At 69.4% G+C, this 23292-nt stretch carries 10 protein-coding genes; 5 read left to right on the forward strand and 5 right to left on the reverse strand.

Annotated elements, in window-relative coordinates:
* The first annotated feature begins 13 nt into the window (after positions 1–13).
* Positions 14–1558, forward strand: coding sequence for a SagB family peptide dehydrogenase (locus tag AB0O28_RS21845; RefSeq protein ID WP_363642856.1), 1545 nt, complete (start codon positions 14–16; stop codon positions 1556–1558).
* A 155-nt stretch (positions 1559–1713) separates the two neighbouring features.
* Here the strand turns inward: AB0O28_RS21845 and AB0O28_RS21850 are convergent, their stop codons facing one another.
* Entirely contained in the window at positions 1714–5259 is a 3546-nt protein-coding gene (locus AB0O28_RS21850; RefSeq protein ID WP_363642858.1) for a lectin, read from the reverse strand.
* 1000 nt (positions 5260–6259) lie between these two features.
* Here AB0O28_RS21850 and AB0O28_RS21855 point away from each other — a divergent pair.
* Both AB0O28_RS21855 and AB0O28_RS21860 read left to right on the forward strand, forming a co-directional pair.
* Positions 6260–8059, forward strand: a complete 1800-nt coding sequence (locus AB0O28_RS21855; RefSeq protein ID WP_363642860.1) for a ricin-type beta-trefoil lectin domain protein — start codon at positions 6260–6262, stop codon at positions 8057–8059.
* A 179-nt stretch (positions 8060–8238) separates the two neighbouring features.
* Positions 8239–9252, forward strand: coding sequence for a LacI family DNA-binding transcriptional regulator (locus tag AB0O28_RS21860; protein WP_363642862.1), 1014 nt, complete (start codon positions 8239–8241; stop codon positions 9250–9252).
* A 166-nt stretch (positions 9253–9418) separates the two neighbouring features.
* On the opposite strand, the gene AB0O28_RS21865 is transcribed toward AB0O28_RS21860, so the two are convergent.
* The 3 genes from AB0O28_RS21865 to AB0O28_RS21875 all read right to left on the reverse strand — a co-directional run bounded on the left by AB0O28_RS21865 (position 9419) and on the right by AB0O28_RS21875 (position 16906).
* Entirely contained in the window at positions 9419–11230 is a 1812-nt protein-coding gene (locus tag AB0O28_RS21865) for a ThuA domain-containing protein (protein ID WP_363642864.1), read from the reverse strand.
* Positions 11231–11348: 118 nt separating this feature from the next.
* Complete coding sequence (locus tag AB0O28_RS21870) at positions 11349–14219, reverse strand: lectin (protein ID WP_363642866.1); 2871 nt, start codon at positions 14217–14219, stop codon at positions 11349–11351.
* A gap of 266 nt (positions 14220–14485) precedes the next feature.
* Positions 14486–16906, reverse strand: a complete 2421-nt coding sequence (locus AB0O28_RS21875) for an RICIN domain-containing protein (RefSeq protein ID WP_363642868.1) — start codon at positions 16904–16906, stop codon at positions 14486–14488.
* A 527-nt stretch (positions 16907–17433) separates the two neighbouring features.
* Between AB0O28_RS21875 and AB0O28_RS21880 the strand changes: the two genes are divergently transcribed.
* Positions 17434–18174: a FadR/GntR family transcriptional regulator gene (locus tag AB0O28_RS21880; protein ID WP_363642870.1), complete on the forward strand. Its 741-nt coding sequence runs from the start codon at positions 17434–17436 to the stop codon at positions 18172–18174.
* A gap of 199 nt (positions 18175–18373) precedes the next feature.
* Positions 18374–20146 (forward strand): lectin, encoded by a 1773-nt coding sequence (locus tag AB0O28_RS21885; protein WP_363642872.1) that lies wholly within the window; start codon positions 18374–18376, stop codon positions 20144–20146.
* A gap of 160 nt (positions 20147–20306) precedes the next feature.
* Here the strand turns inward: AB0O28_RS21885 and AB0O28_RS21890 are convergent, their stop codons facing one another.
* Positions 20307–23267 carry an NEW3 domain-containing protein gene (locus AB0O28_RS21890; protein ID WP_363642874.1) on the reverse strand — a complete coding sequence of 987 codons (2961 nt, stop codon included), beginning with the start codon at positions 23265–23267 and terminating at the stop codon, positions 20307–20309.
* Positions 23268–23292 lie beyond the last annotated feature (25 nt).

The raw sequence follows: 23292 nt of genomic DNA on the forward strand, positions 1-23292 counted from the left end.
AAAAAGGATCCCGATGGTGTCCCCATTCGAAGCGGGCATGTTCTCCGGCCCGTGGCGCAGCCTGCTCTCGCTCCGCGAAGACGTGCACGTCGAGGAGACGGCCGAGGGTGATCTGGTGCTGCACGGCCGCTGGGGCGACGTGCTCCTGCGGCAGCCGGATCCGGTCGTCCGCGGCGTGCTGAACAGGATGAGCCTGGGGCCGATCTCCCTGTCGAACGCCGTCAGCGGCCATGGCGGAGGCGCCCACGGAGCGGCGGCCGTACTGCGGGTCCTGGATCGGATCGAACCGCTGGTGGTCCGGACCGTCGGCCGTTCCGACGGCCGGCTGCTGGTGTCCGTCGCGCCGATCGCCCCGGCCGCGCGGCTGCGGCCCGAGCCGCTCCCCGCGGACCGGCCGATCCGTCTGTCCAGGTTCGCCATGGTGCGGACGGACGGCAGCGGCTACATCCTGGAGTCACCGCTCTCGCTGCATCGGGCGACTCTGCACCATCCCGGGGCGGTCCGGATGATCGGCATGCTTGCCCGCGCCACCACGACGGCCGAGGCCCTGGGCGACCCGCCGGACGACCGGCTCCTCGTGGACGCGCTGGTGCTGCTCACGGCGGCCGGCCTGGTGGTGCGCGGGGAGCACGCCGCCGCCCCCGCGGAGAAGGCGACGTTCGCCGAGGACACCGACCCCGCCCTGGCCGCGTGGTCGCCGCTGGACCTGATGTTCCACACCCGCAGCACGCTCGGCCGGCACGACCACGATTTCGGCGCGACCTACCCACTCGGCACCGGACGCTCCCCCGAGCCGGTCGTCCGGCCCGCGGCGGACGGTCCGGTCATCGCGCTCGATCGCCCGGCCTGGGAGGAGATCCTCGGCGTCGACCCGCCGCTCAGCGTCGCCGTCGAGGGCCGCCGCACCGCCCGCCGCTACACCGGCGAACCGGTCAGCCTGCGGGAGCTCGGCGAGCTGCTGTACCGGACCGCGCGGGTGCGCTCCCTGGTTCTGCGCCAGGACGGCGAGGAGCCGTCCGCCAGCAGCCGGCCCTATCCGAGCGGGGGCTCCAGCTATGAGCTGGAGATCTACATGACCACGACCGGCGGCCGGGACCTGCCCGGCGGGGTCTACCATTACGACCCGCTCGGCCACCGGCTGGAAGTGGTGAGCACCGACCCGGCCATCGTGGCCGAGCTGCTGGAGAACGCCAGGACGGCCGCCGACGCGAGCGGGACCGCCGCCGTCCTGCTCACCATGACCGCCCGATTCCGGCGGGTGTCGTGGAAGTACCGCGGCCCGGCGTACGCGCTGATGCTCAAGAACCTGGGGGCGCTGACCCAGACGCTCTACCTGGTCGCCACCGCCATGGGATTGAGCGCGTCCCCCCTCGGCGCCGGCGACGTCGACACCTCGGCCCGTGCCTTGGGTGTGGACTGGCGGGTGGAGTCGAGCCTGGGAGAGCTCCTGATCGGCCGCCCTGGGACCTCGTCCGGCGACACCGGCCGCCTGCCGGTGAACGACGCGGCCTGGGCGGAGCGCGCCGCGGCCTACCTCGGCGTCAAGAGGGGCGGTTGACCCCGCGACCGGTACGCCCGCGCTGATCGGGGTGACGAGGCGAACGCCCGGCGCCGCGCGATCGGGGCGGCGCCGGGCGTTATGTCACACAGGGTGGTGCCGGGGAGAGCGGACCTCCGGAGCTCCTGCCGCTCCCCCGGCATGAACGGGTGGCCTCAGACGCGGGTCCACTTCTGGTTGTTGCCGCCGGTGCAGGACCAGATCTGCACCTTGGTGCCGTTGGCGGTGCCGTTGCTCGCCACGTCGAGGCACTTGTTCGCGCCGACGGCGGTGATGCTGCCGTCGGAGTTGAAGCGCCACTTCTGGTTGTTCTGGCCGTTGCAGTCCCAGATGATCACCGCGGTGCCGTCGGCGGTGCCGGCACCGTTCACGTCCAGGCACTTGTTGCCGTAGACCCGCAGCTCACCGGCGCTGGTGGAGGTCCACTTCTGGTTGTTCTGGCCGTTGCAGTCCCAGATCAGCACCGTCGCGCCGTTGGTCTGCGACGCGCCGTTGACGTCCAGGCATCGGCCCGACGCCACGCCCCGCAGCGCGGTCGTGCTCTCCGCGGGCGGAGTCGGCGACGCGGACGGAGAAGTGGGCGGCGAGACGGAGGGCGACGGAGAGGGCGAGGACGAGCCCCCGTCCTGCGCGACACCCTTGCCGTTGAACGTCAGCGAGTCGAAGTCGAACGCGTTCGCCGTCGGCGCCTTGAACACCACGTAGAGGTCGCCGGTGCCACCGGGGTTGGTGACCCGCACCGCGGGGAGGGACACGTAGGTGTTCCATCCCCCGGTCGCCGGCACCGAACTGGAGGCGACGAGCGCCCCGGTGGGCGAGCCGGCGTGCAGTTCGATGGACGCCCCGGTGCTGGACGGCGCCGACACGCGGAAGGACACCGTGTCGATCCCCGACAGGTTGACCGGCGTGTAGGAGATCCAGTCGTTGTTGGAGATGTCGCCGACGCGCCTGCCGCCCTCGGCACCGGCCTCGTCGACGACCCGGATGCCGTTGGAGCCGTTGAAGTGCTCGGCCTGCTTGTGCTTGGGCTGCAGGGTGATTCCGGCGTCGCCCTTCAGGCCGCCCTTGTCGGTGTAGGACGCGCCCAGGACGTAGTAGACGTTGGCCGCCTCGTCGTGACCCGAGGCGGTCGTCGTGACCGTCCCGGAGCACCCGGTGAACTGGCCGGTGTCATGGGCGTGCTGGTCGTGGCCGAGTGCGGTGAACACGTTGACCTTGGAGCAGTCGACGGTGCCGTCCTCGGGGTCGGTGACGTTGACCGTGTAGGACACCCGGTCGCCGAAGCTGATGAACCCGCCGTCCGGCGGAGCCGAGAAGACGACCTTGGGACGGGTGTTGCCGACGGCGATGGTCAGCGTGATGCTGCCCGTCTTCCCGCTCGCGTCCCGTACGGTCAGCCTGGCGGTGTAGGTGCCGTTGGTGTTGTAGGTGTGGGACGGGTTGGCGCTGGTGGAGGTTCCGCCGTCACCGAAGTCCCAGCTGTAGGTGATCGCGTCGCCGTCGGGGTCGGACGAGCCGGCCGAGGAGAACGCCACCGTCAGCGGCGCGGCGCCCGAGTCGGGGCTGGCGCTCGCCTTGGCGATGGGAGCGCGGTTTCCGACGACGTAGTCGATCCGGTAGATGCTGTCGTCGGTGTTCGCGTGGCCGAAGCCGTTGCCCCAGTCGGCCATGTAGAGCGCGCCGTCGGGGCCGAACTTCATGTCGATCGGCGCGTGCGGGGCGATGTTCGCCACGAACGGACTGATCTTCAGGAGGTTGCCGGAGGAGTCGAGACGCATCTCCTTGACGAAGTTGCGGCTCCATTCGTACAGGAACGTCGCGCCGTCGAAGTACTCGGGGAACTTGCGGTCGGAGGCGCTGGCCGCGTCGTAGCGGTAGAACGGGCCGCCCATGGGGGCCGCGCCGCCGCAGCAGTTGATCTCGGGGAACTCGGCCGAGGCGTGGTAGTTGTACCACACGGTCGCGGGCTTGGCCGCGGGCAGGTTGGTCAGGCCGGTGTTGTTGGGCGAGTCGTTGACCGGCGCCGAGCAGTTGAACTTCGCCCCCGAGGTGTTGGTGGCGAAGTTGAAGTCGTTGAACGGGGTGTTGTTGCCGGTGCAGTACGGCCACCCGTAGAAGCCGGGCTGCTTGATCAGGTTCCACTCGACCGTGCCCTCGGGGCCGCGGTTGGAGTTGGCGCTGCCCGCGTCCGGGCCGTAGTCGCCCACCGAGATCCAGCCGGTGACCTTGTCGACCGAGAAGCGGAACGCGTTGCGGAAGCCCATCGCGTAGATCTCGGGCCGCGTCTTGGCCGTGCCCGGCGCGAACATGTTGCCGGACGGGATCGTGTAGGTGCCGTCGGGCTCGGGGTGGATGCGCAGGATCTTGCCGCGCAGGTCGTTGGTGTTGGCCGCGGACCGCTGGGCGTCGTAGTGCTCCCGGCCCGGCCGCTCGTCGATCGGGGCGTAGCCGCTGGAGGCGTTGGGGTTGGTGTCGTCACCGGGGGCGATGTAGAGGTTGCCGCCGGGGCCGAACGTGATGTAGCCGCCGGTGTGGCCCGGCTCGTCGACGTTGCGGAACGCCGGAACCTCGATGAGCTTCTTCTCGCTGCTCATGTCGAGACTGGTGCCGTTGAAGGTGAACCGGGAGACCCTGTTCACCTCTCCGCCGTTGGACGGCGAGTAGTTGAGGTAGATCCAGCCGTTGGTGGCGAAGTTCGGGTCGAGCGCCAGCCCGATGCCGCCGTCCTCACCGCCGTCGTACACCGACAGAGTGCCGATGACCCGCGTGCTCCCGCCGCCTGCGGGGATCATGTTCACCTTGCCCGAGCGCGAGATGTAGAAGACCCGGCCGTCGGCCGCCACGTCCAGCTCCATCGGCTGGTCCGGCGCGCCGTCGAGGGTCACCTTCTGGAAGCGGGCCGAGATCGTGCCGCCGCAGTCGCCGGGCTCCGCGCCCGCCGCCCACTTCACCGCGCCGAGCAGGTGCTGCTTGAACAGCGGCTCCGAGTAGGAGGACGCGTTGTGGCCCATGGCGGTGGCCCACACCCGGCCGCCCTCCGGGTTGTGACACCAGGAGATCGGGTGGTCGGCGCCCATCTTGTTCGGGCCCGCGTCATAGGTGGTCTCGTCCGCGGTCACCAGCACGTGCACCGAGCCGCGCATGTTCTTGTCGAAGTTGTACCACTCCTCCGTGCGGGTCCACCGGTCCGGCAGGCCCTTGGTCGAGGGGTGGACCTTGTCGGCGACCTTGGCGGTGCCCTGCACGATCGACGAGTGCTGCGTCATGTGCGCGCCGGCCAGCACGGTCTGGTCCCACCAGGGGAACTGCGACTCGATGTTCATGTCGACGGCGTTGTGGATCGCCACCACGCCGCGGCCGCTGCGCACGTAGGCCTGCATGGCCTGACGCTGCGCGTCGTTGTCCCACACCATGCCCGACGTCTGGAGCATGATCACCGCGTCGTAGTTGTTGAGGTTCGACGTGGTGAAGACGGAGGAGTTCTCGCTCGCGTCGAGCTGGAAGTTGTTGTCCGTCGCCAGCTGCTGGAACATCGCGATGCCGGCGGAGATGGAGTCGTGCCGGTAGGCGCCGCTCGCGGTCTTGCTGAACAGCAGCACCCTGAACTGTGGCGCCGCCGCCTGCGCCACCAGTGGCACCGCGGACAGCAGCAGTCCCAGCAGGGCCGCGGCCAGTGCGGGGAGTAATCGTGGTCTTCGCATTGAGGATCTCCTGGGGGGTTACCGGTGACGGTTGGAGGTGAAACGTGCGAAGGCGTGAGCCGACTCGGCTCAGGCAGGAGACGGCCGGTCGGGTTTCAGGCTCTCCCTCGGCACGACGGCGGTGGCAGGCGGCCTCTCAGCGAGGCGGGCGGCCGGGACCCGTCTTCGCGCCGTCCGGGGTGAGCAGTCCTGCACGGGATCTCCTTGCGGGGGTGGGAGTCGTGCCGCGCCCACCGTGCGGTGGATCGATCCGGCCGCCGGCGAGGACGACGCCACGGCCGCTTGACCGGCCTCCACCCGACGCGACCGGCACGAGTTCCTCCCCGGTGGACGACGCGTGGTGCGGTGCGGGCGCCAGACCTGGCAGGCGAGGTGATCACGATTCGAGATGAAAATAGGTTGGCTCACTATGCCTGTCAAGCATGCTTATCCAGGGATTCAGAACGTGCCTTTCCGGCACACCTGCACGAGCGCCTCGCCGCCTCCTGTTGTATAGGCGCATTTCAGGACGAGGCCCCACTGCGTCACTGACGCCGTTTCCCGCTTTCAGCCGGATGTCGATTGGCACGAATCTTCCAGCGGACACGGGGACGATGAGTATGAAACTTTCAGCTTCACACCGGGGTGACGGGGCCACGACGAAGGGCGCCGTCCACGCCTGACGGCCGCGAATCCGCTCGGTGCCACACGTGATTCACACCCGGGGACACGTGTCGTTGACATCCCTCGCCGACGAGACCTAGGCTTCGGGCGAATCGATTCGATAACACCCACCTCCAGTATGGCAGGCCAGCCGTCTCCGCCGAAGTGACCGGCGCACACGCGTAAGGCATCCGGAACCAGGCGTGTGGGGCGCGAAACCACCATGGCGGCTCCGCGGTCGTGCCGCGATGCCGCGCCGTCTCGGATGCTCGGGGAAGGCGTCCGGGCGGCTTTTCCGGGAGACGACCGCCGCCGCACCGGCACATCTCCCCATCCCCCTCTGTCCAAGGAGTCATGAGTGGACGCGAAAGACAGAAGGCGCCCCCCGGGCCGCCGCAGGATCGCCACATTGTTCGCCCTCGGTGCGCTCGTCGCCGGATCCGTCTTCACGACGGCAGCGCCGGCCCAGGCCGCCGACGAGTCGATAACGGTGAACTTCTCCGCCGCCGGCGGCCCTCCGTCCTACCGGGCCTCCGGCTGGATCTACGGCATGACGGAGAACGCCGCCAACCCCCCGGACCATTTCTTCACGGACGTGAAGTTCCGGTACATGCGAGCCGGCGGCGCGCAGTTGGACGGCCCGGGCGGCTGGGTGTCGGGCAAGTACGACCGCCGGTGGAACGCCACCCGTGCGCAGTTGCTGCGCACCCGGTCGCTCGGCGGGGAGTTCGTCCTGCTGGTGCACGACCTGTGGGGCGCAGACGGCTATCCGATCACGCGTTTCCCCGGCGACAACGGCAACTGGACCGACTACGACGCCTTCCTCACCCGCCTGATCGACGACGTGCGGGCCACCGGCGCGCAGGTCCAGTGGGACCTGTGGAACGAGCCCAACATCACCCTGTTCTGGAACCGCCCGCAGTCGCAGTACTTCGAGATGTGGAAGCGCGCCTACCAGCGCATCCGGGCAGCGTTCCCCTCTCACCTCATCGTCGGCCCGAGCCTCGCGGGCGTGCCGTCCACGGGCGGCTGGTGGACGCAGTATCTCGACTACGTCAAGGCCAACAACGTCGTGCCCGACATCGTCAGCTGGCACTCACTGCCCGGCGACCCGGTGGCCAACGTCGCCACGGCGAACACCACCCTCGACTCGCGCGGCATCGCGCACCCGCGGCCGTACCAGATCAACGAGTACGGGGCGTCCAACGAGCAGAACCCTGCCGACGGCGCCTGGTACATCGCCCGGCTGGAGCGGGCAGGAGCCGACGGGCTGCGGGCCAACTGGGCCAGCGGTGGCAACCTGCACAACGACCTGGGCAACCTCCTCACCCACAACTCCGCGGGCCAGTACTCGCCGAAGGGTGAATGGTGGGTCTACCGCTTCTACGGCTCGCAGACCGGGCAGATCGCCTCGGTGACCCCCAGCTCGAACTACGACGCCTTCGCCACCAAGGCGAACGGTGAGGCGAAGGTGCTGGTCGGCGGGGGCCGCACGACCGGCAACGTGGCGGTCGGCCTGCAGCGGCTCGACGCCACCAGCGGCATCGTGCAGAACAACCAGGTCCGGGTGGTGGCCGAGCGCATCCCCTACAACGGCGGGGGCGCGGTCGCCGGCCCGGTGACGGTGCAGAACACGGTGGTGACGTTGTCGAACAACGGCACGACGGTGAACCTGCCGCACACCAATGTCGACGAGACCTTCACCATCACCCTGCTGCCCCCCGGCACGCCCGGCCCTTCGCCGACTCCCTCGCCCACGGGCGGCGCGGGGAGCACGAGCGCGCTGAAGGGCGTGGGGTCGGGCCGGTGCCTGGACGTCAGCGGCGCCTCCCAGGCCAACGGCGCCCAGGTGCAGATCTGGGACTGTAACGGCCAGGCCAACCAGCAATGGACGTCCACCGGTTCCGGTGAGCTGCGCGTCTACGGCAACAAGTGCCTGGACGTGAACGGCGCCGGCACGGCGGACGGCACCGGCGTGATCATCTGGGACTGCAACGGCCAGAACAACCAGAAGTGGCGCTTCAACTCCGACGGCAGCATCACCGCCGTGGGGGCGAACAAGTGCCTGGACGTGTCCAACAACGGCACCGCCAACGGGTCCAAAGTGCACATCTGGACCTGCCACGGCGGCACCAACCAGCAATGGACCCGCGCCTGACCCTGGCGTCCTCCTGAATCGAATCGAATCGAATCGAATCGAATCGGTTCGGTTCGGTTCGGGGAGAGACCCGCGAATCGCCTGCATCGACGGATCCGGCGCGAACGCCGCCGGTTCGTCGCCTCTATCGATTCGACCTACGATGGTGCGGGGTGGGGACGGCAGGCTGAGGAGCGGGGATGAACATCGGGGAGATCGCCAGGCGATCGGGCGTGTCGCGCAGCACCGTCTCCTACGCTCTGAGCGGCAAACGTCCGGTGTCGGAGGAGACCCGCCGGCGCATCCAGGCGGTCATCGACGAGCTGGGCTACCAGCCCAACGCCACCGCCAGGGCGCTCAAGGAGGGCAGGACCCGCACGATCGGGCTGGTCATCCCCCCGGCCAGCCGGCGTCTCACCGACATGCAGCTCGGCTTCGTCGCCAGCGTCGTCGACGCGGCCGCGCGCGCCGACCTCGACGTCCTGCTGTCACCCTCGGGCGGCGAGCACGATCGCTCGTTCGAACGGGTGGTCGGCGGCAGGCGCGTCGACGGCGTGATCCTGATGGAGATCCGGCTGGAGGACGACCGGGTCACCCGCCTTGCGCAGACCGGACTGCCGTTCGTCGGCATCGGCCGCACCAGCCGTCCCGACGAGATGTCCTGGGTGGACATCGACTACGAGACGCTGATCGCGCAATGTGTGCATCACCTGGCCGACCTCGGCCACCGCCGCATCGCGCTGGTCAACCGCTCCGCCGAACTCATGGCCGCCGGGTACGGCCCCGCCCACCGTGCTCAGGCCGGTTTCAGCCGTGCCGCGGCGGAGCGCGGTGTGGAAGGCGTTCAGACGTGCTGCGCCGACGACGCCCGTGCCGGAGTGTCCTGCGTCGGGCGGCTTCTCGCCGAGCACCCCGATCTCACCGCCATCGCCACCACCAACGAGGCCGCCATCCCCGGCATGTACCGCGCGCTCGAACGGGCGGGCCTGGCCGTGCCGGGTGACTTCTCCATCGCCGGCGTCGCGGGCCGGCACTGGGCCGAGAACCTGCATCCGCCGCTCACCGCCGCCGACGTCCCGGCCGACGAGCTCGGCGCTCACGCCGTCGAACTGCTCATCCGGCGGATCGCGGATCCCGCCACCCCTCACCACCGGCTTCTCCTCGCCCCGCCCATCTCCCTGCGCGCAACGACCGGACCCGCACGCCCGCGCTGACCCGGGGATCGGCTGACCGGGGATCGACGAGGTGACGCCCGGCGCCGCGCCCATCGGGGCGGCGCCGGGCGTCATGTCGCACCGTCATTCACATCGTCATGTCACACCGTCGGTCACAGGGTGCCGGACGGAGCCTCGTGTGCTCTCTCGGGATGAGCGGGTGATCTCACACCCGGGTCCACTTCTGGTTGTTCTGGCCGTTACACGTATAGATCTGCGCCTTTGTGCCGTTGGCGGTGCCGCTGACATCCAGGCACTTGTTCGCCCCGACGGCGGTGATGCTGCCGTCGGAGTTGAAGCGCCACTTCTGGTTGTTCTGGCCGTTGCAGTCCCAGATGATCACCGCGGTGCCGTTGGCCGTGCCTCCGCCGTTGACGTCGAGGCACTTGTTGCCGTAGACCCGCAGCTCACTGGCGCTGGTGGAGGTCCACTTCTGGTTGTTCTGGCCGTTGCAGTCCCAGATCAGCACCGTCGCGCCGTTGGTCTGGGAGGCGCCGTTGACGTCCAGGCACCGGCCCGACGCCACGCCCCGCAGCGCGGTCGTGCTCGTCGTGGGCGGGGTCGGCGACGCCGACGGCGACACCGGCGGCGAGGGCGACGGAGAGGACGAAGGGCCGCTCAGTTCCTTGATGCGGATGTTCCGGTAGGCCACCACGTTGCCGGACCCGTGGTTCTGGATGCCGATGTATCCCTGCTGCAGGGATCGCGCCGGGTCCGTGTTGGTGAAGTCGTTGATCTTGGAACCGTTGAGGAACACCTGCAGCCGCTCGCCCTCGACGAGCAGTTCGTAGGTGTTCCACTGACCCGGTGGGTTCAGCGCCGCGTCACGTGCGGCGAGGTCGGCCGACTTGACGCCGTAGATCGCCCCGGTCGTCTTGTCCGCGGTGTCGGTGGCGTCGATCTGGACCTCGTACCCCGTGTCGAGGGCCGTCTGGGGGTCGCTGGTGGCCGGGAACCCGACGATCACGCCGGAGTTGGAGTCGCCGGTCATCCTCCAGTCGAGCTTGAGGGAGTAGGAGCCGAACTCCTTGGCGTTGTACCACAGCATGCCCATGCCGCCCTGGGAGGTCAGCGTGGCGTCGCTGTTGGTGAACGAGCCGGGCCCGGCCTGCGTCCAGCCGTTGGTCGACCCGTTGTAGAGAGTCGTGTAACCGGTCTCGGGACGGCAGTCGGCGTTCGTGGCCTTGGCCGCGTAACGGATGCCGCCGAGCAGCAGGGTGCGGAAGTTGGAATCGGAGTACGACTCCTGGGTGTGTCCGAGACCGGTGTAGAACGACCGGCCGGACGCCTGCGGGTGGCACCAGGTGATCGGGTGGTCGCCCATGTTCCCGCCGCTGTAGCTGCTCTCGTTCAGGCTCTGCAGCACGTGCACGTTGGCGCGCGGGTTGGTGCGGTAGTTGTACCACTCGTCGGTGCGCGTCCAGGTCTGCCCGAGGTGGGCGGTGGCGCCGTGCGCGCGGTCCTCCTGCTTGAGGGTGGCCTGCTGGATCGCCGGGTGGTTGTTGAACCAGGCGCCCATCAGCTGGCCGTAGTAGGGCCAGTCGTACTCGGTGTCGGACGCCGAGTGCACGCCCACGTAACCGCCTCCGCCGTCCACGTACGACTGGAAGGCGGTCTGCTGGGAGGCGTTCAGCACGTCGCCGGTGGTGCTGAGGAACACCACGGCCTTGTACTGCGCGAGGTTGCCCGATGTGAACGCGTTCGCGTCCTCCGTGGTGTCCACGGTGAAGTCGTTGGCGGCGCCCAGTTCGCGGATGGCCTGGATGCCGGCGGGGATGGAGTCGTGCCGGAACGCGGCCGTCTTGGAGAACACCAGCACCTTGAAGGCGGCGGCCTGGGCGTGCGTGGCGGGAACCACCATCGCGGCGGCGGCGGTGGTGAACGCCACCGCGGTCGCGGACAGGCGTCGCAGCACCGATGTCTTCCGGTCGCTCCCCACGCCGCGCCCGGGGGCGGCGGAGGTCAGATGTCGCAGCATGGATGTCCTTTCGTCGCGGCGCCCGGCGCGGTCCCCGTCTCGTCGTCGAGGGCGGGGCCGTGCCGGGCGTCGCATCAGGTGGTCGGTCGGGTGGTGAGGAGTGGTCCGCGGGACGGCGTCAGACGCGGGTCCACTTCTGGTTGTTGCCGCCGGTGCACGACCAGATCTGCACCTTGGTGCCGTTGGCCGTGCCGCTGCTCGCCACGTCCAGGCACTTGTTGGCCCCGACCGCGGTGATCGTGCCGTCGGAGTTGAAGCGCCACTTCTGGTTGTTCTGGCCGTTGCAGTCCCAGATGATCACGCTGGTGCCGTCCGCCGTGCCGCCGCCGTTCACGTCTAGGCACTTGTTGCCGTAGACCCGCAGCTCACTGGCGCTGGTGGAGGTCCACTTCTGGTTGTTCTGGCCGTTGCAGTCCCAGATCAGCACCGTCGCGCCGTTGGTCTGGGAGGCGCCGTTGACGTCCAGGCACCGGCCCGACGGCACACCCTTGATCGCGGTCGTGCTCCCCGCGGGCGGAGTGGGCGAGGCCGACGGTGACACCGGCGGGGAGGGCGAGGTGGAGGTGCCGGTGTCGAGGGTGAAGGCGTCCAGGTCGAACAGGTATCCCTGCCCGGTCGCCCCGCGGAACACCAGATACAGCGTGGTCGTCCCGGCCGGCGCGCCGCTGAGGTTCGCCGAAACGTCGGCGAAGGTCTCCCAGCCGCCGGTGGGCGACACGTTCACCGTGCCCAGCAGAGTGCCGGTCGCGGAGCCCGCCCGCACCTCCAGCCGGCCGCCGACGCCACCGGACGACACCCGCGCGGTGATGCGCGTGGCGTTGGAGACGTTGTAGGGAGTGAAGGAGATCCAGTCGCCGTCGTCGGTGTAGCCGACGGTCTTGCCGCCCTCGGCGGTGGTGTGGTCGGCCGTCTGCACGCCCTGCTGGGCGCCGAAGTGCTCGGCCTGGCGGTGCCGCGGCTGCAGCGTGCGAACGACGGTGGTGGTCAGGTCGCCCTTGTCGGTGTAGGACGCCTGCAGCACCCCGTAGATGTTGGCCGCCGAGTCGTGCTCACCGTCGACCGGCACCGCGATCGACCCGGAGCACCCGGACTTGGAGGTGATCTGGTGGGCGTGGCTGTCGTGCCCGAGGAAGTAGGTGACCGTCACCGCCGAGCAGTCGATCGTCCCGTCCTCGGGATCGGACACGGTGACCTGGAAGGGCACCGTGTCGCCGAAGGAGAACAACTGCCCCTCCACCGGCGAGGTGAGCGTGACCGACGGCGCGGTGTTGCCCACGTTCACGGTCACGCTCGCCGTGCCGGTCAGCCCCTGCGGGTCACGGACGGTCAGCGTCGCGGTGTAGGTGCCGTTGGCGGTGTAGGTCTTGCTCGGGTTGGCCGCCGTGGAGGTGGTGCCGTCGCCGAAGTTCCACGAGTACGTCAGCGAGCCGCCCTCGGGGTCGGAGCTGCCCGCGGAGGAGAAGCTCACGGTCAGCGGCGCGGGTCCCGAGGTCTTGTCGGCGGCGGCCTTGGCGATCGGGTTGCGGTTGGCCTTGCCGATGTACTCGATCCGGTACAGCGCCTGGTTGTTGCTTCCGGTGCCGTAGTCCAGGACGTACAGCGCCCCGTCCGGGCCGAAGGCCATGTCCATCACCTGCGTGCCCGACCAGGGGAACGCGCTGATCTCGCCGTACCCGCCGTCGGAGCGGACCTCGATCGCCTTGATCCACTTGCGGCCGTACTCCCCGGCGAAGAACCGCCCGTCCAGCGCCTGGGGGAACTTGACCGACGAGTTCAGGTTCGGGTCGTACCGGTAGACCGGGCCGCCCATCGGCGATTCGGACCCGCCGCCGAACTCCGGCGGCGAACCGGCGTCCCCTCCGTACCGGATCCAGGCCGGCTTGGCCGCCGGGAGCGTGGTGAGCCCGGTGTTGCGGAAGGAGTTGTTGGTCGGCCCGCCCGCGCAGTTGTACTTGGGGCCGGTGCTGTTGGTGGCGAAGTTCCACTCGTTGTAGGTCTCGTTCGTGCTGTTGGACCCGGTGCAGTACGGCCACCCGAAGTTCCCGGCGCTGGTGATGCGGTTGAACTCCACCTGCCCTTGCGGCCCGCGGTTGGAGTTGGTCGACCCCGCGTCCGGTCCGTAGTCGCCCAGGTAGACCACCCCGGTGGCCTTGTCGACGCTCATCCGGAACGGGTTGCGCAACCCCATCGCGTAGATCTCCGGCCGCGTCTTGGCCGTGCCCGGCGCGAACAGGTTCCCGCTCGGGATCGTGTACGACCCGTCCGGCTGCGGCTTGATCCGCAGCACCTTGCCCCGCAGGTCGTTGGTGTTGGCCGCGGTGCGCTGCACGTCGTACTGCGGATTGCGGTCCGTGCGCTCGTCCAGCGGCGAATACCCCGCCGACTCGAACGGGTTGCTGTCGTCGCCCGTGGTCAGGTAGAGGTTCCCGGCGGCGTCGAAGTCGATGTCACCGCCCACGTGGCAGCACATGCCCCGGTCGTTGGGCACCTCCAGCACGACCTTCTCACTGCTCAGGTCCAGCGTGTCGTCGGACTTGAGCGTGAAGCGGGACAGGTTCAGATGCCCCTTCCACTGGTCGAACTGCGCCTGCGTGCCGTTGCTGGGCGCGTCACCGTTCGGCGTGCTCAGCCGCGGCGAGTAGTAGAGCCAGACGTAGCGGTTGGTCGCGAAGTTCGGGTCGACCGCGACCCCCTGCAACCCCTCCTCGTCGTGGGTGTAGACGTTCAGCTTGGCGGCCACCTTCGTGGTGCCGTTGACGTCGGTGATCCGCAGCGTGCCGTCACGGGCGGTGTGCAGCACCGACCTGTTCGGCAACACCGCCAGCGACATCGCCTCACCCAGCTCCGAGCCGCCCGAGGCGAGCGACACCTGCTGGTAGTCGGACGCGGGAATGGTCAGCGCGTTCGCCGCGGAGGCGGTGAGCGTGAGGGCTCCGGGAGCGATCAGCGCCATCGTGGCCGCCAATGTGAGCCACGAACGTCGGGACATAAACGTTTCCTTCCTGACATATGGAGATCAGTCAGGGCAAGGCGCGCGCCGCCGCGCTGTTGCCGAAAGTGCGTCGTGCCCAGAGGGGTGCCGCCTCTGGTTCCCTCGTCCCGGCCGCCGTGTCGGCGGCCGGTCTTGAGGGAGGTTCCGGTGGCCGGCCGCCGTCGCGCGGAGAAGCCGGCTCGTCGAATCGATGCGGTCGAATCGATGCGGTCAGGGAGGGTGCCGCCCTCGCCGATGGCGGCGAGGGCGCGTCTCGGACAGTGTCAGGCGCGGGTCCATTTCTGGTTGGTGCCGCCATGGCAGGTCCAGATGTGCACTTTGGACCCGTTGGCGGTGCCGTTGTTGGACACGTCCAGGCACTTGTTCGCCCCCACGGCGGTGATGCTGCCGTCGGAGTTGAGGCGCCACTTCTGGTTGTTCTGGCCGTTGCAGTCCCAGATGATCACGCCGGTGCCGTCCGCCGTGCCGGCGCCGTTCACGTCCAGGCACTTGTTGCCGTAGACGCGCAGCTCACCGGAACCGGTGGACGTCCATTGCTGGTTGGCCTGGCCGTTGCAGTCCCAGATCTGCGCCTGGGCGCCGTTGGCCTGGGAGGCGCCGCTCACGTCCAGGCACCGCCCCGACCCCACGCCCTTCAGCGCGCTCGTGCTCCCCGTGCCACCCGTGGGCGAGGGCGACGGCGAGGGTGACGTGCCGTTCTGGGGACCCGCGGACGCCATCACCGCCTGGGCGCCGGACGGCCAGTTGCCGTTGCCGACCGTGACGTTGTTGTTGACGACGTTGCCCCGGTCGCCGTTGGTGATGTTGGTGCTGCCGTTGGTCGACCAGTTGCCGGTGACCGTGAAGTTGCCCATGTTCTCACCGCCCCAGTAGTTGGCGGTGGCCCAGGTGCCGGTGTTCGAGAAGACGTTGTTCCTTGCGGTGAAGTACTTGGAGCCCTCATCGAAGTAGAGCCCGAACCAGCCGTTGGTCCGCAGGCAGTAGTTGTCGCTGATCACCGCGTTCGGGTTCCACGACAGCGTGTAGATGCACCCGCCGTCGGTCATCTGCTGCATGACGTCGTGCACGTAGTTGCCGACGAGCTTGTTGCCCGACGCGGTGGTGGCCGTCGTGTACCGCGGCTGGTAGTTGTACAGCCCGCGGTTGGCGTAGTTGTTGCTGCCGCCGGGCTCGTTGGCGCCCCACCCGTAGCCGATCGACATGCCGGTGTACGGCAGGTTGTAGACCTCGTTGTGCGAGACGTTCGAGGTGGTGACGTAGGTGGTCAGGACCGAGACGACGCCCCGGTAGTCCAGGCCGAGGTCGTGGATCCGGTTGTTGCTGACCGTGATGTTCCGGTTGACCATCCGCTGGTCGCTCGGGTGGTGCGCGTCGGCGCGCACCCCGCCGGCCACGACCCCGCCGGCCGAGTTGCGGGCGATCTCGGACCGGGTGACCGTGATGTCACTCGCGCCCAGGCCCACACCGCTGGCGTGCGCGTTCGCGTCGTTGCCGATGCCGATGGCCGTCTGGCCCAGGTTGACGAACTGCGAGTCGGTGAAGGTGATGTTGTTCGCGGCGGAGACCTGGACCGCGGCGGGCATCTGGTACCAGTTCGGCCGCGTGGACTCGAACGCCTGGCAGCCCTCCTGGCAGGAGGTCAGCCGGTCGCCGGGCCAGTTGTAGTTGCCCGCGATGTAGGCGCCGGTCTGCTGGTCCACGAAGCCCTGGTTGCTGCTGGGGCCGAGCCACGTCGTGCCGGTGAACGTGATGCCGCTGAAGGTGATGTGGTGCGCGGGCGAGTCGTAGGTGCCCCCGACGTCGACCAGCGACTGCAGCACCGGCAGCTCGACGGCGACGTTGTTGATGTTCTGCCCCGACGCCGGGATGTAGTACAGGACGCCGGTTCCGGGGTTGATGTACCACTCACCCGGGGAGTCCAGGAACTCATACGCGTTCTCCAGGTACAGCGCGCCCGCCCGGTGCGGCTGGCTGAAGGTGTCGTACCCGAAGGTGTTGTTGTTCCAGCCGGGCTGCTGCATCGTGATGAAGTTGCCGCTGATGCTCTGCACCGTCACGTACCGGTCGGTGAACGAGCCCACGCTCTCCATCTCGACCCGGTTCTGGTTGGCGAGATTGTTCAGGTAGCTCAGCGCGCTGCTGCTGAACCTCATCCCGGTGGTGGTCGCGGTGAAGTCGTTCCGGTTCACCTGGGTGCGGGCGCGCGTGGCGAGGGCGCCGTTGACGTACAGCTGCCGGGTGTCGATCCCCGTGCCGACGTCGGCGCGCCAGATGTTCTTCCCGGAGTCGGCCAAGGACCACCCGGTGACCGCCCGGGCTCCGCTGATCACCGGGCGGGCGCCCTGCGCGGCCTGCCACTTGACGCTGTAGCCGTTCGTGCCGGAGTCGGCGGCGGTGAACCTCAACGGGGAGGTCTGCCGGTACACGCCGTCGGCGAGCTCGACGACGATGTCACCGGACATGGCGCTGTTCTGCGACCGCACCGCCGTCTGCGCCGCCGGCAGCGAGCAGGGCTCGGCGGAGGTGCAGGCGGTGCCGGTTCCGGAGGGGGACGCGTAAAGGGTGGTGGTGGCCGCGAGGGCCGGAGCGGCCGAGGCGACGAGGGCGGACGCCGCGGCCAGCGTCGCGGCGACGATTCCGGCCAGGACCGGTCTCCGCGCCGTGACGAGCGAAGGTGACTGCACGGTGGTTCCTTTGGGGGGTAGGGGGGTGGTCAGGTCACGCCCTCCTCAGGCAGGTCACTCCCTCCCGAGGTGGAGGCCGTCGCCGAACGGTGAGGGGTACGACGGCGGCCGGCCGCCTCACCGGCGGCGCCACGAGGGAACGCCTGGTGAAGCGAAGGCTGTGGACGTCGACGTGGCCGGCCGGGGTGCGGAGGGCCGCGCAGCGCCTCCGCACCCCGCCCATGTGATCCAGCCGCGGAGATTCCGGAACGAGCTCTCCCACCGGGATCTCGCTACCAATTACGATCGGAGCGCTGATGCCCGTCAAGACCTTAAGCCCACTTATTTCACCGTGCGCACATCGGCGCCCGGGCCACAGTTATCCTTTTCTCCTCGTTCACCTGTGGTTACGTCCGCCGGCGTATTCGCCGGTGCCAACCATCCCCAATGAATCGTTCATATGTGTCGTACTGATCGGACGTACGTGCCCCGCGGGGAGACAACTCCGATCAGTCATACTCTGCAGGGAACGGCGAGGAGGGAGCACGGTGACCGACACCCCCCGTGAGAGCGGATACCGGCCGGGCTACGAGGTGGCCGCGGAACAGGTGCTCGAGTTGATCGTCCGGCTGGGCCTGCGTCCGGGGGACCGCATGCCGACCGAGAACGACCTGGCCCGGGAGCTGGGCACCAGCCGCACCGTCGTACGCGAGGCGGTGAAGATACTCTCCGCGCTCGGACGGGTGCGCGCCCAGAAGGGGCGCGGCCTGTACGTGGCCGACGACGAGGGGATGCTCGGCACCGGGCGCCGGGCGACCTTCTTCCTCCCGACCGACCTGGACCACGTCTACATGCTGTTCGAGTTCCGCCGGACGCAGGAGATGGAGACCAGCCGGCTGGCCGCCCGCCGCGCCACCCCTGCCGAGCTGCGGGCCATCGAGGAGGCGGCCGGAATGTGCCGGCACGGCTTCGAGACCGGACGCGAGGACCTGTTCAACGAGGGCGACGACACCTTCCACACCGCCATCGCCACCGCCTCCCACAACATGTTCCTGCAGATCGCGGTGCAGGAGGCCCGGCGCCTGCAGGCCCAGTCGAGTCTCATCGGGCTTCGGGGCTCGGTGGGCGGGCACGCCGCCAAGGCCGTCGAGGAGCACGACGCCATCTCCCAGGCCATCCGCGCCGGCGACCCCGAAGCGGCCGCCCAGGCCGCCGCCACGCACATCGACAACACTCTCGACGACTACCGCAGAGAGATCCAGCAGCGCCTCTTCTCCTCGTCCCGGTGATCCCGGCCGGCCGTCGGCCAACCGAACCGGTTCGATAGCGTGGAACACGCGAAACCGGCCCCGCGAGCATCGGGCCGGCTCGGCGTGCGGGCGGGCGCCGCCGACGAGAGCCCGCCATAAGAGCCCATCTCGAGAGCCCGGTGAGGGGTTTTCGTGCGGCGGTCGGCCGGGCGGAGCCTTGACAGGCGGTCCGCGCGTCGTGTGTGCTTCGCTGTACACCGCCGTCTCCCCTCCCCAGCGGGGTTCGCATGGTGGCGAATCGATTCGCGTCGTCCGTGGCGACCGGCCACCCCGGGCCTCTCGCGCCGTTCACGACCGGGAGATCCCCGGCACCGGTCTGGTCGGCGCGCGCCGCCTCCAGCCGTCTCCTGCGACGCCCCGCGGCTGTCCGGGCGCGGCCGTCTCCGCCACGCCCCACCCCCGAAGGAGTACGACATTGCAGCCTTCATCCGTTCCCTTACCACGCCGTACGACGCGTGGACGGCGCTCACCGGCGGCCGTCGCCGCATCTTTCGTAGCCGTACTGGCGACCCTCCTGGCCGCCGCCCTGACATGGTCGGCGCCTGCCTCGGCGGCGACCACGCCACTGGTCGGCGTCGGGTCGGGGCGGTGCCTCGACGTGAGCGGCGCCTCGCAGGCCAACGGCGCCCAGGTGCAGATCTGGGACTGCAACGGTCAGAACAACCAGCAGTGGACCACCACCAGCTCCGGTGAGCTGCGCGTCTACGGCAACAAGTGCCTGGACGTGTACGGCGGCGGCACGGCCGACGGCACCAGCGTGATCATCTGGGACTGCAACGGCCAGAACAACCAGAAGTGGCGCCTCAACTCCGACGGCACCATCACCGCCGTCGGCGCGAACAAGTGCCTCGACGTGTCCAACAACGGCACCGCCAACGGATCCAAGGTCCACATCTGGACCTGCCACGGCGGCACCAACCAGAAGTGGACCACCGGAGCCGAGCCCAGCCCGACGCCGCCCTCGTCGCCGACCCCGCCGCCGCCCGGCGCGCGCCCGTGTGACATCTACGCGTCGGGCGGCACGCCGTGCGTGGCCGCGCACAGCACCACGCGGGCCCTCTACGGTTCGTACAGCGGCAACCTGTACCAGGTCAGGCGCTCCTCGGACAACACCACCCGCAACATCGCCGTCCTGACCGCGGGCGGCGTCGCCGACGCCGCGGCCCAGGACTCCTTCTGCACCGGCACCACGTGTGTCATCACCGTCGTGTACGACCAGTCCGGGCGGGGCAACGACCTGTGGTACCAGGGGTCCAGCGTGGTTCCCGGATCCCCCCAGAGCAAGCCCGCGGTCGCGACCACCGAGTCCCTCACCGTCGGAGGCAACAAGGCCTACTCCCTCTACATCAACCCCGGCAACAGCTACTGGCGAGACGGCCACCTGACCGGCGTCCCCACCGGCAGCGCCCCCGAGGGCATGTACATGGTCACCAGCGGCACCCACGTCAACAGCGGCTGCTGCTTCGACTACGGCAACAGCGAGACCACCCGCAAGGCCGACGCCGCCGGAGCCATGGACGCCATCAACTTCAGCAAGCAGTGCTGGTTCGGCGGCTGCTCCGGAAGCGGCCCCTGGGTGCAGGCCGACCTCGAATGGGGCCTGTACCCCGGCGGCAGCCAATCCTGGAACCCCAACCAGCGCGCCTTCACGAGCAAGTTCGTCACCGCCACGCTGAAGAACAACGGCACCTCCCGCTTCGCCATGAAGGGCAGCAACGCCCAGTCCGGCACCCTGTACACCCTCTACGACGGTGCGCTGCCCGGCGGCTACAGCCCGATGAAGAAGCAGGGCGCGATCATCCTCGGCAGCGGCGGCGACTGCTGCAAGCCCGACGGCGGCGCCAACCTCAGCGCCGGCACCTTCTACGAAGGCGCCATGGTCGCCGGCTACCCCTCCGACGCCACCGAGAACGCCGTCCAGGCCGAGATCGTGGCCGCCGGCTACCGCTGACCCGCTCCCGGCCGGGAGCCGAACCGCACCCGGACGCCGTGCCCCGGAGGCGGGACACCTCGGGGCACGGCCGACGACCAAGGGCCGGCCGCCACCGCGGCCGGCCCCGGTCATGTCCGGGCTCGGATGAGCCGGACACACAGCCCGGGCAGGGCCCGGATCAGCTCACGCTGAAGTCGGCGAAGCCGAACTGACCCGTCACGCCCGCGGCGTGGGACGTGGCGATCAGTCCCGCGTCCTGCCTGTCGGCGATGCCGGGCAGGGTCGCGGTCGGGCCGACCTTGGTCCAGGCGGTGCCGTTCGTGGAGTAGTAGCCGCTCACCTGGTCGCCGGAGCGGACGAGGCGGACCCAGGCGGGCGCCCTGATCCCCGAGACCCCGCTGAACGAGTCGAGGTAGCCGTTGCCGTCGGAGTCCCACTGGAAGGCGACCCCGTTGCCCGGCGTGACCACCATGACGGCGTATCCGGGCGACGAGCCCGTGCCGGTGACGTCGTTGCGGAGGACGACCCCCGCCTTGGCCCAGGCGTTGGTGTTGTCCATCTGGGTGACCCGCGCGGTCACGGTCGACGTGCTCCCGGCCGCGTCGTCCCGGTAGACGACGCCGTACTCGTCGAAGGACCCGGCGGCGTCCTGCCAGATGTCGGTTCCCTCGGTGAGGATGGCGTACTCGGATCCGGCCTCCGCGAACCGGCTCGGCACCGAGCCGTGCGCCTTCAGGGAGGTCAGCGGGTTGAGCGCGGTCAGGGTCAGCGACCTGTCCACCGTGTAGCCGGTCCTGCCGGCGCTGAAGCTCACCGACGCCTTGACCGCCGCGCGGCTGACCGGTGTCGTGAACGAGCCGGGTGCGGTGATCTTCCACGTCTCGGTGGCCGAGGCGCCGGCGGCGAGCCCGCGCTTCACCGGCTTGCCGACGCGTTCGGCCTGCCAGCCCTCGGGGACGGTGATCGAGACGGCCAGGCCGGCGGCCCGGCCGTCACTCACGTTCGCGACCGTGGCGGTGACGGTGGCCGAACCACCGGCGCTCACCCCGGCCGGGTCGGCCGTCAGAGAGACGCCGAGCGGCGGGCGCTGCGGGTCGGGTTCGCCGCGGTACTTCCCGGTGGGACCCGCCTCGTAGACGATCCGGGCGGCCTCGGCGGGAATGTTGCCGGCGCTGATGGTCACGTTGTCCCTGACGACGTTCCCGCGCTGGCCGTTCACCAGGCCGGTGATCGCGGGGTTGGTGGAGAAGTTGCCGATCAGCGTGAGGTCACCGGTGTGGTTGCCGTTCTGGTTGTTGGCGTGCGCCCACTGCGCGGCGGTGCCGGCGAACACGTTGTGGCTCGCCCTCACATACCGGGAACCCTCGTCGAAGTACAGACCGAGCTGTCCGCTGCTCTCGCAGTAGTTCTCGTCGATCGTGCCGCGGGGTATCGCCGACAGCGTGTAGATGCAGCCGGCGTCGAACATGGTCTGCACGACCTTGCGCACGTGGTTGCCCACCACGCGGACGTCACTAAGAGTCGTCGGCGTGTCGTAGAGCGGCTGGAAGTCGTACAGCCCGCGGTTGATGTACTCCGGGCTGCCGCCCGGGTCGTTGGCACCCCAGCCGTAGCCGATGCCGATGCCCGTGTACGGCATGTCGGAAACGTAGTTGTGCTCGATGGCCAGCCGGGTGACGTAGCTGGCGAAGATCGCGTCCTGGTCCAGATACTCGAGCGCGGTCGCGTAGACGCGGTTGTCACGCAGCAGGATGTCGCTGTTGACCATGCGGGGATCGGACGGGTGGTGCGCGTCCGGGCGTATGCCGCCGACCACGATGCCGCCTCCGGCGCTCGCGGTGAACGTGCTTCCCACGACCGACACCTTGTGCGCGCCGAGTCCCACGCCGGTGGCGTGCGCGTTGGCGTCGTTGCCGATGCCGAGCCCGACGGAACCGAGGTTCACGAAGGTGCCGTCCACGAAGGCGATGTCCTCCGCGGCCGACACCTGCACCGCCGCGGCCGCCTGCGCCCAGTTGTTGCGCGCCGCCTCGAATCCCTTGCAGCCGGAGGAACACGAGGTGAACGCGTCCGGCGGCCGGTGGGGCTGGACGCCGCTGATGAAGGCGCCGGTCTGCTGGTTCGCGTAGCCGTCGGAGGTGCCCGGGTGCAGCCACGTGGTGCCGGTGAAGGTCAGGCCCTCGAACCGGAGGTTGCGGGCCGGCTCGTCGTAGGTGCCGCCGACCTGGAGCAGCGTCTCCAGCCGGGGCAGCTCGACCCGCGCCGTGGAGATGTCCTGCCCGGGAAGTGGCTTGTAGTAGAGCGTTCCAGCGGTGGAGTCCAGATACCACTCGCCGGGCTCGTCCAGGAATCTCCTGGAGTTGAGCAGGAAGAACTTCGGCGTACGGAACGGAGCCTGGATGGCGTCGTACCCGTAGGTGTTGTTGTCCCAGGCCGGCTGCTGCATGACGACGGTGGAGCCGGAGATGCTCTCCACCGGCGCGAACCGGTTGGTGAACGACAGCATCGCCTGGAAGTCGATGCGCTTCTGGTCGGGGAGCGTGGCGAGATAGGCGAGATCCGGGTTCCTGATGGTGAAGCCGGTGGGGGTCAGGGTGATGTCGGACCGCGCCACGCTGATCCGTGCGCGCTGCGCGGGTTTCCCGTCCACGTAGAGCTGGCGGGTGTCGAACCCGGCGCCGACGTGGGCCTTGTAGACGCCGGTGGCGGCGTCGTCGACCTCCCAGCCGGTGACGGGCGTGGCGCCGCTCAGCACGGGCGTCGCCCCGCGCGCGGCCTTCCAGGTGACGGTGTGCCCGTTGCGGCCGGAGTCGGCGGCGTCGAACCGCAGCGGCGAGGTCAGCCGGTAGGTCCCGTCCAGGAGTTCGACCGTGACGTCGTGCTTCCCCTGCGCCGCCGCGGCGCGGGCTCGTCGCTGTGCCTCCCCGAGGGTGGCCAGCGGCCGGCCCCTGCTGCCCGGGCCGTTGTCGTCGGCGTTCTTGGTTCCGGCGGGCGCCACCACGATGGCGGCGGCCCCGGCCGCTTCCGCCCGGGCGGCGCCCGGCGCGGCGAGCAGTCCGGCGGTGACGAGTAAGGCGGCGGATGCCGCGGCCGTCGTTTTACCGTGTGGTCGTTCATGCGGCACAGGTGACGGACGCATGGTTCTTCCTTTCTTCCGGCACTGC

Source organism: Microbispora sp. NPDC088329 (assembly GCF_040685655.1).
Taxonomy (GTDB): Bacteria; Actinomycetota; Actinomycetes; order Streptosporangiales; family Streptosporangiaceae; genus Microbispora.